9 protein-coding genes are annotated in these 9,870 nt (G+C 41.6%); 4 read left to right on the top strand and 5 right to left on the bottom strand.

The genetic code is table 11. From position 1 onward, the window contains the following. Window positions 1-562 (top strand): transposase (locus BACCOP_RS13245; RefSeq protein WP_007569929.1); only part of this gene is annotated, 562 nt, incomplete at its 5' end. Between the two features lie 33 nt (window positions 563-595). Here BACCOP_RS13245 and BACCOP_RS13240 read toward each other — a convergent pair. The 4 genes from BACCOP_RS13240 to rsmH are packed head-to-tail and all read right to left on the bottom strand — an operon-like array spanning window position 596 to window position 5,476. Then, on the bottom strand, window positions 596-2,050 hold the full coding sequence (locus BACCOP_RS13240; protein WP_007569927.1) for a UDP-N-acetylmuramoyl-L-alanyl-D-glutamate--2,6-diaminopimelate ligase: 1,455 nt from the start codon (window positions 2,048-2,050) through the stop codon (window positions 596-598). A gap of 18 nt (window positions 2,051-2,068) precedes the next feature. Then, window positions 2,069-4,192 (bottom strand): penicillin-binding protein, encoded by a 2,124-nt coding sequence (locus BACCOP_RS13235; RefSeq protein WP_007569925.1) that lies wholly within the window; start codon window positions 4,190-4,192, stop codon window positions 2,069-2,071. Between the two features lie 4 nt (window positions 4,193-4,196). After that, window positions 4,197-4,553 carry an FtsL-like putative cell division protein gene (locus BACCOP_RS13230; RefSeq protein ID WP_007569922.1) on the bottom strand — a complete coding sequence of 119 codons (357 nt, stop codon included), beginning with the start codon at window positions 4,551-4,553 and terminating at the stop codon, window positions 4,197-4,199. Window positions 4,554-4,561: 8 nt separating this feature from the next. Further along, the gene (gene rsmH, locus BACCOP_RS13225; RefSeq protein ID WP_022125457.1) at window positions 4,562-5,476 is read right to left on the bottom strand and encodes a 16S rRNA (cytosine(1402)-N(4))-methyltransferase RsmH; all 915 of its coding nucleotides are present in this window, start codon (window positions 5,474-5,476) and stop codon (window positions 4,562-4,564) included. A gap of 466 nt (window positions 5,477-5,942) precedes the next feature. On the opposite strand from rsmH, the gene BACCOP_RS13220 reads away from it, so the two are divergent. Both BACCOP_RS13220 and BACCOP_RS13215 read left to right on the top strand, forming a co-directional pair. Beyond that, the gene (locus BACCOP_RS13220) at window positions 5,943-6,761 is read left to right on the top strand and encodes a 1-acyl-sn-glycerol-3-phosphate acyltransferase (protein WP_007569919.1); all 819 of its coding nucleotides are present in this window, start codon (window positions 5,943-5,945) and stop codon (window positions 6,759-6,761) included. A gap of 24 nt (window positions 6,762-6,785) precedes the next feature. After that, window positions 6,786-7,769: a GNAT family N-acetyltransferase gene (locus BACCOP_RS13215; protein ID WP_007569916.1), complete on the top strand. Its 984-nt coding sequence runs from the start codon at window positions 6,786-6,788 to the stop codon at window positions 7,767-7,769. Between the two features lie 104 nt (window positions 7,770-7,873). Here the strand turns inward: BACCOP_RS13215 and BACCOP_RS13210 are convergent, their stop codons facing one another. Continuing rightward, on the bottom strand, window positions 7,874-9,205 hold the full coding sequence (locus BACCOP_RS13210) for a deoxyguanosinetriphosphate triphosphohydrolase (RefSeq protein ID WP_007569913.1): 1,332 nt from the start codon (window positions 9,203-9,205) through the stop codon (window positions 7,874-7,876). Between the two features lie 223 nt (window positions 9,206-9,428). Here BACCOP_RS13210 and dut point away from each other — a divergent pair, with 223 nt between their 5' ends. Further along, window positions 9,429-9,863 carry a dUTP diphosphatase gene (dut, locus tag BACCOP_RS13205; RefSeq protein WP_040312084.1) on the top strand — a complete coding sequence of 145 codons (435 nt, stop codon included), beginning with the start codon at window positions 9,429-9,431 and terminating at the stop codon, window positions 9,861-9,863. Window positions 9,864-9,870 lie beyond the last annotated feature (7 nt).

Raw genomic sequence — 9,870 nt, 5'->3', positions numbered from 1 at the left:
GAATTCCACAACAGGAAAACGTGGTCATCCCAAGTGGTTTGACGGCAGGATTGACTTTGCCAATCTGGATTTGACCCGGTGCAAGGAATACGAGGTGAACAAAGGAAAGCTATACGGATTGAGGGTATATGCAAAAGCTCTCAAAAGGTATGTTTCCTTAGCCGTCTGGTATCCGATGGACGGGAGGACAGACAAGTGGCAGCTTTACTTCTCTACAGACGATTCCATGGATGGACGTGAGGTGCTGGATTATTACAGAACCAGGTTCCAACTGGAATTTTGCTTTAGAGATGGCAAGCAGCATGCAGGAATCACCAACTGCCAGTCAACCGACTTCAGGAAGTTGGATTTTCACTTCAATGCATCGCTCGCAGCTGTCAACTTGGCCAAAGCGGCATGTAAGAGGCTCGGAATAGCCTATTCCATATCCTCTTGCAAGTCATTCATACACAATGCTTATATGCTTGAACGATTTATTTGCGTGTTCGGGATTAACCCAGACATGCAAGTTATTGACAAACTTTTCAAAGAACTCATTTTATTTACTGCCAGAGCCGCTTAGGCTTGGCGAATTTTTAACGAACTATTACTTGTATTATTCGTTGTCAAAAATCTCTGCTAACACTTCTTTGTCATCAAAATGATGCTTTACTCCTTTGATTTCCTGATAATTTTCGTGTCCTTTTCCTGCTACGAGAATTACGTCACCAGCTTGTGCCAGCATGCAGGCTGTGCGTATAGCTTCTTTACGGTCAGCTATGGAAAGAACTTTGTCCATATCTTCTTTTGTCAGTCCGGCTAGCATATCGTTGATGATATCCTGAGGCTCTTCGAAGCGAGGGTTATCAGATGTGATGATTACACGATCGCTTTGTTTAGCTGCCTCTTGTGCCATGATGGGGCGTTTACCCTTATCCCGGTTACCTCCTGCACCTACTACTGTTATCACTCGTCCTCTTCCTTTCAGAACTTCATGTATGGCGTTCAGTACATTTACCAATGCGTCTGGAGTATGTGCATAATCGACTATTGCTGTATAGCCTTTTTTCGAGCGCAAAGCGTCGAAACGTCCCGCTACTGGACGCAGTGTGCTCAGTATCAGCAGGACATCTTCAGGCTGTTTGCCTAATAAACATGCCGCTCCATATACAGCAAGCAAGTTCGATGCATTGAAACGACCGATGAACTGTACGTTGACTTCACGATTGTTTATATCCATCAGCATACCTTCGAAGCCATCTTCCAGAACCTTTCCCTTGAATTCGCAAAGCGTACGCAAAGAGTAAGTCGCAATTTTCGCTTTTGTATTCTGTACCATTACACTGCCATTCTTGTCGTCAGCATTGGTTAGAGCAAATGCAGTCTTGGGAAGATTGTCGAAAAATGCCTTTTTAGCTTTCAGGTAATTTTCGAATGTCTTGTGATAGTCCAGATGATCGCGTGTGATGTTGGTAAAAATACCTCCAGCAAACTTCAGTCCTCCGATACGCTTCTGTGCGACAGAGTGTGAGCTTACTTCCATGAATGCATATTTACATCCTTCATCAGCCATACGTCCCAGCAGACGGTTTAATGTGATAGGGTCGGGAGTCGTATGGTCGGTCGGGATTGCTTCACCGTCGATATAATTGCAAACGGTAGACAATAATCCTACCTTATATCCGAATTTGCGGAACATATTATATAATAAGGTGGCGATTGTAGTTTTTCCGTTTGTTCCGGTTACTCCTACCAGATCGAGTTTGGAAGTTGGATCTCCATAAAAAGTGGTAGCCAGTTTGCCTACTGCATCTTCGGTATCAGCTACTCTTATGTACGTTACATGTTCATTCAGTGTGTCAGGAAGTGTTTCGCAGACAATTGCAGAGGCTCCTTTTTCAATAGCCTTTTCAATATAAGCGTGTCCGTCTGTCTGAGTTCCTTTAACGGCAACAAACAAATGTCCGGCTTCAACCAAACGTGAGTCCATTTGGATACCTGCTATTTCTTTGTCAACATTACCTTTTATTTCGCAGACGTTGACGGATTCAATGATATTTTCCAGTTTCATGTTTTTATGTTATTTCTGTTACCTTAATGTTAATGTAATTGTTTGTCCTCTATGAATAGTAGATCCGGCAGCTATACTTTGAGCTCTTACTTTGCCTATACCTGTGATACGTACTTTCAGTCCGTAACTTTCCAGCAGATAAACAGCATCTTTTGCGCCCATATTCAGTACATTGGGAACTAGCTTTTTATTCATTTTGGTAGTCTTTAAATCTGCATAGCTGTCTGTGCACGAAGCTTTTCCCCAAAGTGGCTGGGCAGAATAGGGGATGGAACTGCTGTTTCCTGGTACGTTCAGTGCACGCAGTACATATGCCGATTCATTTATATCTCCATTTTTTACGCCCGGAATAAGGACTGCCGTTGAATCTTTGGCATGAGCCAGATCGCGGAACAGGTGTTTGGCATAAATACGTTCGGCAATACGGCTGAACACACTTCCTGCCTGCAATCCTCCGGAAGCTGGTCCGTGAGGAATTTGTATTGAAACAATGCAGCTATATTTGGGAGCTTCTGAGGGGAAATAGCCACAGAAACTAACCAAATAACTTACACCTCCGGATTTATAACCTGCCTTACCTTGAGAGATTTGGGCTGTTCCTGTCTTTCCAGATACGCTGAATTGCTTGCTTCCTGCCGGCTTGGCAAGCCCTTCCGAAACCACTTTCCGCAAAATGGTGCGAATCATGGTAAGTGTCGTATCCGAACAAATTTTAGGATTAACAGTCTCTGTCGTAATCTCTTCCAGTATATCTCCGTCTTTGGCTATCGCTTTTACGAATTTAGGTTTCACCATTACACCATCATTGGCTATAGCATTATAGAAATTCAGAATGTAGATGGGAGGAATCATTGTTTCATAACCGATACTCATCCACGGAAGAGTCGTTTTTGCAAAATAACGCTCTTTCGGTCCGAGTATGCGGGGACTAGCTTCTCCCACGAATCCCAGATTTAGCGGTGTATCGATGCTCATACGTTTCAGGCCGTCGACAAACTTTTGAGGATTATTTTTATAGAACTTGTCTATGATGGTAGATACTCCTACATTCGATGAAACCTCCAAAATTTTCGTTACATCTATTTTACCGTATCCGCCTTTATACCAGTTCCAGTCCTTCATCCAGCTGCCATACATGTTAACTTGGCCGTTTCCGGTATCTACTTCATAATCTGGAGTGATATATTTATCCTCCATCGCCACCATGATAGATGCCGTTTTGAAAGTAGATCCTGGTTCCATCAAGTTGCTGACTGCTGCATTTCGCATTTCATAATAATTCCCATCGTTTCCTCTGGTCATGTTTACGTTGGCCTTTACCTCACCGGTTTTTACCTCCATCAGAACTGCTACACCTGATATGGCTTCAAGGTTCTTCAATTGGTCTACCAATGCTTTCTCTGCGATATCTTGCATATCGACATCGATGGTTGTGATAATATCACATCCGTCAACGGCGGGTTTATCGATAATGTTCAGGTATTTGTTCATGACTTTCTGTCGATGAGTAATACCGTTTTGTCCTTTCAGAATAGAGTCGTATGTCAGTTCCAGTCCGTTCTTAGCTCCTTGTGCTATGTCGGGATACATATCCCCCAATGTACGCATGGCGAGTGAACCGAACGGTTTTTTACGTTGGTTGAACTTTTCTACATGCAGTCCACCTTTGTTCGGGCTTAACTCGAATACAGGCAGTCTTTTCACTTCTTTATATTCGATATAGGAAATACGTTTCGGATAAACCAGGAAGTGACGGCTTTTCGAACGGCGTCCTTTCAGCAAATGTTTGCGAAATTCCTGTGCGCTCTTGTCCGGAAAAATTTCGTGCAGTCCTTGGCTGATTTCTGCCAGATGGTTCATCAGCATAGTGTCTTTTTCCGTTCCGCCAGCGCGAAAGTCCATGTAGATGCGGTATTCAGGCAGACTGCTTGCCATCAGTTTGCCATCAGAAGAAATAATATTTCCTCGTGTTGGAGGAACTATTACGTTTTCTTTTACAAAACGGTCGGCTACATCCTTCCAGTATTGCCGTTCGGCAAACATGATGAATCCCGCCTTGACTATAATCAATATAGCCAACACAAGCATAATCACTACAATAAACGTGTAGCGCAGCATGATATTTTTCAGTCCGGGTATCATTGTATCAATCCTCTTTTTTAATCAGATATGGAGGTGTTGCCGCTGTTTGCAGCGGAGTTCCCTCGGTTGCAATATATTCTTCGATGCGTGACTGACGGCTTCGTTCTGTAAGTTCAGAAGAAATAGTCAGCGCATCATACTTGATGTCTGTCAGTTCCTTTTTCAGCCGGTCGATTTCAATCAGCTCCTGCTGGCTTGAATAGCGGTTGTCGATATACAGGATGGTAAGGAGAACAATCAGAATGAGCAAATTCGCCTGTCGCTTCAGAAAACTGTGGGCCAGAATATCTCCTCCCAGAATACTCTTCAGTGTGATGTGTGAATCGCTTTCTTGTTGTGATGTTGTATTTTGCTGTTCCATGATTTTTACTATTTCTTTTCTGCTATTCGTAATTTTGCACTTCGTGAGCGAGGGTTACGTGCTATTTCTTCATCGCTAGGGACAATAACTTTATTGTTTACTGCCCGGAAAGGTGTTTGCACATTACCGAAAAAATCTTGTTCCACCTTACCCTCTACATTGCCTGTCTTGATCAGGTTCTTTACGATGCGGTCTTCCAGCGAATGGTAGGTAATGATAACAAGTCGGCCTCCCGGTTTTAAAGCTTCAGTTGCGGCATAAAGCATTTCTTTCAAAGCCTCCATTTCTTGGTTCACCTCTATGCGCAGGGCTTGAAATACTTTTGCCAGTTCTTTCTTTTCCCGTTCCTTGCCAAACAACGGTTTTATAATTTCCAGAAAGTCGCCTATAGTTACGATTTGCTTTTGTGCACGTGCCTTTACTAGTACCGAAGCCAGCTTACGGCTGTTTTTCAGTTCTCCGTACAGGTAGAACACATTCGCCAGTCGTTCCTCCTCATAGTTGTTTACGATGTCTGCCGCAGTCATTCCAGCGCGTTTGTTCATTCGCATGTCCAGTTTGCCGTCGAAGCGGAACGAAAAGCCGCGTTCAGAATCATCAAAATGGTGTGATGATACTCCCAGATCGGCAAGAATGGCATCTGCTTCCTCTACACCATAATAGCGCAAGAAGTTGTGTAAGTATCGGAAATTGCTTCGCACAAACGTAAATCGGGAGTCATCGACAATATTTTTTTCGGCATCTTCATCCTGGTCGAAACTATACAGGTGGCTGTTTTTATCCATTCTGCGCAGAATCTCTTTCGAGTGTCCTCCGCCTCCGAAAGTCATGTCTGCATATATTCCGGCAGGGTGTAAATTCATGCCGTCGATACTTTCATTCAGCAGTACCGGTATATGATATGTTTGTTCTGATTCGTTCATTATCATGCTGTCACTTTAATAGGTTTTACACCTTATATATATTGAGGGGGTAAAATTACATATTTCTCAACAATTAGCAGGTATAGTTTTGTGAAAATATTTGAGGAAGTTATCAACAGGTCTGAGAGGTGTTGTGAGAATGTCATCATGTTTTAGAAAAACATCAGCATCTTTTAGGAAAAACTTGCTGAATTTTTTATGAAAAATCGTACAAATAAATTTGAAATATGTACAATTTTTCACGAAGACGCTAAGGTGTTGTTCTTATGCTATTTACTGCTTCTGTCAGATCTATCTTTATAAGATAGTCTTAAAATATGCACATGAGAATGTGGCTTTGTGCAATTCTGTTACATTTTAATTCATTATACTCTTTTTTTCTTCTTTCAATGTTACATTTTTCCAGTATAGATGAGCAACTTTTCAAAAGATAGATTACTTTTGCAGAGAAATGTGTAAATGAAGAATGGCTAGTGATTCGATTTTTTTAATAGATATTGATAAAATATTAAGGGATAAGGCAGGAAGAAAAGCCAAACGGATTCCTCGTTTTTTCGTATCTTATCTGAAGCATATCGTACATCAGGAAGAGATAAATACATTTCTGAAAAGTGTGACAGACAAGAGCGGAGTTGATTTTCTGGCTGCATGTATGGATTTTCTGGATGCGAAACTGGATGTACATGGCCTGGAAAATTTGCCTGAAGATGGATTGTGTACCTTTGTATCAAATCATCCGCTGGGAGGACAGGATGGAGTTGCATTAGGATATTTGCTGGGAACGCATTATAACGGATGTATCAAATATCTGGTGAATGATTTGCTTATGAATCTGCATGGACTGGCTCCTCTCTGTATTCCGATAAATAAAACCGGTTCGCAGTCGCGCGACTTTCCGAAAATGGTAGAGGAAGGATTTCGTTCGGACAGCCATATAATCATGTTTCCTGCGGGAATATGTTCCCGGCGTCAGCATGGAGTGATAAAAGATCTGGCATGGAAGAAAACATTTATAACTAAAAGCATTGAAACACGTCGTTACGTGGTTCCTATACATTTTGAAGGCCGAAATTCCAATTTCTTTTATAATCTGGCCAATGCTTGTAAGTTTTTTGGAATAAAATTCAATATAGCCATGCTTTATCTGGCAGATGAAATGTTTAAGAACCGTCATAAAACATTCCGTGTAACAATAGGAAAGCCTATACCATGGCATACGTTTGATAAATCTAAATCTCCGGCCGAATGGGCAGAGTATGTCAGAGAGTTGGTATATAAGCTGTAATTTAGGAAGATTTTAACTACATATATGGAAGATATTATTGCACCGATTGACAGAGAGTTATTAAAGTCGGAACTTACCGCCGAAAGACGTTTGAGATCGACAAATAAAAGCCATAACGAAATTTATATCGTGAACTGGAAAAATGCTCCCAATGTACTGAAGGAGATTGGCCGTTTGCGTGAAATAGCTTTTCGTGCTGCCGGAGGAGGAACTGGACAGCCGCTGGATTTGGATGAATATGACTTGATGGAAAATCCATATCAGCAGTTGGTAGTCTGGAATCCGGATGCGGAAGAAATTCTTGGAGGTTATCGTTATATATTGGGCGATGAGGTGGAATTTGACAAACATGGCAAGCCTGTCCTGGCAACAGCACATATGTTCAATTTCTCGGAAAAGTTCTTGAAGGAATATCTTCCTACTACCGTGGAGCTAGGACGTTCGTTTGTAACTTTGGAGTATCAGTCCACTCGTGCCGGCTCAAAGGGTTTGTTTGCGCTTGATAATCTTTGGGATGGTTTGGGTGCGTTGACCGTCATAAAATCGAATGTAAAATATTTCTTCGGTAAAATGACTATGTATCCAAGTTATAATCGTTTCGGCCGCGATATGATTCTCTTCTTCCTGAAGAAGCATTTTTCGGATAAGGATGGCTTGATAACCCCAATGGTACCGTTGGAGATAGAAACCGACCCAGCTATTCTGGAAAAGCTGTTCTGTTATGATACATTTAAGGAGGATTATAAAGTCTTGAATACAGAAGTCCGTAAGTTAGGTTATAATATACCTCCTTTGGTTAATGCGTATATGAGTCTGTCACCTACGATGCGTATGTTTGGTACAGCTATTAACGATGGTTTTGGAGATGTAGAAGAAACCGGTATTCTGATAGCTGTAGATGAAATTCTGGAAGAAAAACGTATACGTCATATTGAATCGTATATTAAGGAGCACCCTGAGGCTCTCCAAATAACTTCGGGAGCCAATCCGATATTGTCAAAAAACTGATAATTCTGAATGCTAAATAAATAAAGCCAGTGATATCTGCTTGTCCCTTCTGGTCGGGAGCAGTTGTCACTGGCTTTGTTTTTCTGCTTCTGATCTGTGTGAAATTAAACAGCCGGTAAACTGTTTCCGTTGATTTTTCTGTAAAGATCGAGGGCATAAACATCGGTCATTCCAGAAATGTAATCAAGTACTGCCTGAATTTTTCCATATAATGTAGGAGCATGTACTTCATATTGCTTGGATACACGGTTGATGAGTAGCTTCGAATAAGCTTTGTCTGGGTAGCGTACTGCTTCTATCATCAAGTCTATCAGGGTTGTGATAACCTGATAACCTGCCAGCTCAATGTCCAGTACATCTTTTGAGCAATAGATTTTGGCAAAAGCTGTTTTTGAACAATTCTCATATGCTTGTCTTATGGGTTTGTCCATATGCTTGATGAGGGGTCCCTCGAATGTACCATTCAGTATATCTTCTTCATTGTCTACAAAGACCTGTGTGCATGCCTTTATCAGTACTCCGATGGCAGATGTACGCAAGTAGGCTATTTGTTCGTTTGTGTCGGCCACCAGTTTGCATATCTCATTGATTCGTTTCAATCTGGATTCTGTGAAAAACTGCAGGTATAGTTCTTTTGTTTCCTGAGTAGTCAGAATCTTTAGCTTATGCGCATCTTCAATATCCATCATCTGATAACAAATATCGTCTGCTGCTTCTACCAGATAAACAAGCGGATGGCGTGCATAGCGTATGGGCTCACCATCTTTACTTAATTTGATGATACCTAACTCTTCGGCAATGCGCTTGTAGTCTTCTTCTTCGCTCAGGAAGAAGCCAAATTTTTGCTTTTTGCCGGCAAGTCGTGATGAAAACGGATATTTTACAATAGAAGCAAGAGTAGAATATGTCATGACAAAACCTCCCGGACGCCTTCCTTCGAATTGATGAGTTAGCAGACGGAATGCATTTGCATTGCCTTCGAAATGGGTGAGATCCTCCCACTCAGCCTCCGAAAGCAGGGGTTTGAGGGCAAGTCCTTTCCCTTCTGAAAAATATGTGCCGATAGCTTTTTCACCCGAATGACCGAAAGGTGGGTTTCCTAAGTCGTGTGCAAGGCAGGCTGCCGAAACGATTGCTCCTATTTCTGATAAGTGAGAATCGGATAATTCCGGATGCTTTTGTAATAAGCTGGCTGCTATATCGTTTCCAAGCGATCTCCCTACACAAGAAACCTCCAGACTGTGTGTCAGACGATTGTGTACAAAGATACTCCCTGGAAGGGGAAATACCTGAGTCTTGTTTTGCAGTCGTCGGAAAGGAGCAGAGAAGATAAGGCGATCGTAATCTCGCTGAAATTCGGTTCTATCTTCTTTTCTTATTTCGTGCAGTGCCTCCAGTCCAAAGCGTTTGTTTGATATGAGTTGTTTCCAGTTCATAACCGATTGTGATAGTTTTTGCAAACTTAAAGAAAAAATAAATACAAACAGATGCGTAAGTTTTTTTGTTTTTAGCTTTGAAATGGTTTTGTGTAAATCTCTTGCTTTTTTACAGGCTTTATAGTTATTTGTTTCCTGCTATTCTGAAATATAATAAAAAATGATAAACATAAACTGTAAGTCCTCTGAAATGTTTAACTTCGCAAAATTAAATGATAAAACAATGAAAGTACAGATTATAAATAAATCAAAGCATTCGTTACCTCAGTATGCAACAAGTAGTTCGGCCGGAATGGATTTGCGTGCCAATTTGGATAATCCTATTGTATTGAAACCTTTGCAACGTTGTCTTGTCCCTACTGGACTGTATATCGCTCTTCCTGAAGGTTTTGAAGCACAAATACGTCCGAGGAGCGGACTTGCCTTGAAAAAAGGTATTACTTTACTGAATACTCCGGGTACGATTGATGCTGATTATCGTGGAGAAATAGGTGTAATCGTGATCAATCTTTCTGCTGAAGACTTTATAATAGAAGACGGGGAGCGCATTGCACAGATGGTAATTGCCCGCTATGAACAGGCTGAATGGCAGGAAGTGGAAGTGCTGGAAGATACAGAACGTGGTGCTGGAGGATTTGGGCATACAGGAGTCAAATAGAATGATG

Origin of the sequence: Phocaeicola coprocola DSM 17136 (genome assembly GCF_000154845.1) — a bacterium.
Lineage (GTDB): Bacteria > Bacteroidota > Bacteroidia > Bacteroidales > Bacteroidaceae > Phocaeicola > Phocaeicola coprocola.
The sequence above is the reverse complement of the archived record's forward strand: the minus strand, read 5'-3'. Positions and strand labels throughout refer to the sequence as shown.

What these genes read in the sequence shown, in the direction of transcription:
- BACCOP_RS13240 (WP_007569927.1), bottom strand. Translation starts at nt 2,050, where the DNA reads ATGAAACTGGAAAATATCATTGAATCCGTCAACGTCTGCGAAATAAAA.
- BACCOP_RS13235 (WP_007569925.1), bottom strand. Translation starts at nt 4,192, where the DNA reads ATGATACCCGGACTGAAAAATATCATGCTGCGCTACACGTTTATTGTA.
- BACCOP_RS13230 (WP_007569922.1), bottom strand. Translation starts at nt 4,553, where the DNA reads ATGGAACAGCAAAATACAACATCACAACAAGAAAGCGATTCACACATC.
- rsmH (WP_022125457.1), bottom strand. Translation starts at nt 5,476, where the DNA reads ATGAACGAATCAGAACAAACATATCATATACCGGTACTGCTGAATGAA.
- BACCOP_RS13220 (WP_007569919.1), top strand. Translation starts at nt 5,943, where the DNA reads ATGGCTAGTGATTCGATTTTTTTAATAGATATTGATAAAATATTAAGG.
- BACCOP_RS13215 (WP_007569916.1), top strand. Translation starts at nt 6,786, where the DNA reads ATGGAAGATATTATTGCACCGATTGACAGAGAGTTATTAAAGTCGGAA.
- BACCOP_RS13210 (WP_007569913.1), bottom strand. Translation starts at nt 9,205, where the DNA reads ATGAACTGGAAACAACTCATATCAAACAAACGCTTTGGACTGGAGGCA.
- dut (WP_040312084.1), top strand. Translation starts at nt 9,429, where the DNA reads ATGAAAGTACAGATTATAAATAAATCAAAGCATTCGTTACCTCAGTAT.